The sequence below is a fragment of the Dawidia cretensis genome, assembly GCF_018598175.1.
GTDB lineage: Bacteria > Bacteroidota > Bacteroidia > Cytophagales > Cyclobacteriaceae > Ohtaekwangia > Ohtaekwangia cretensis.
Genome location: NZ_JAHESE010000163.1, coordinates 1 through 315 on the forward strand (window position 1 = coordinate 1; position 315 = coordinate 315).

1 protein-coding gene is annotated in these 315 nt (G+C 58.4%); it reads left to right on the forward strand.

Going from position 1 to position 315, the window contains the following annotated elements; translation table 11 throughout:
* Positions 1-53: 53 nt before the first annotated feature.
* A partial coding sequence (locus KK062_RS30195) for an aminotransferase class V-fold PLP-dependent enzyme (protein WP_254088104.1) occupies positions 54-315 on the forward strand: 262 nt, incomplete at its 3' end.

Genomic DNA, 315 nt, shown 5'->3' on the forward strand with positions numbered 1-315 from the left:
CGCTGCCGTGCCGCGTGTATTTTTAAGCTGCTCATTAACCCAAAAAACTGGCTATGATCTATTTGGATAATGCGGCCACCACGCCGCTCGACCCCGAGGTATTCGAGGCCATGAAGCCGTATATGTTGAATGACTTTGGCAACCCGTCGTCTACGCCTAGCCACGGCCGCAAAACACGCGCAGCGTTGGAGTCCGCGCGTCAGCAGATTGCATCCATGCTCAACGCAGAGCCCGGCGAGATCGTCTTCACCTCCGGCGGTACCGAGGCCGACAATGCTTTGCTGCGCGGTGCGATCCAGGTGCACGGTGTGCAGC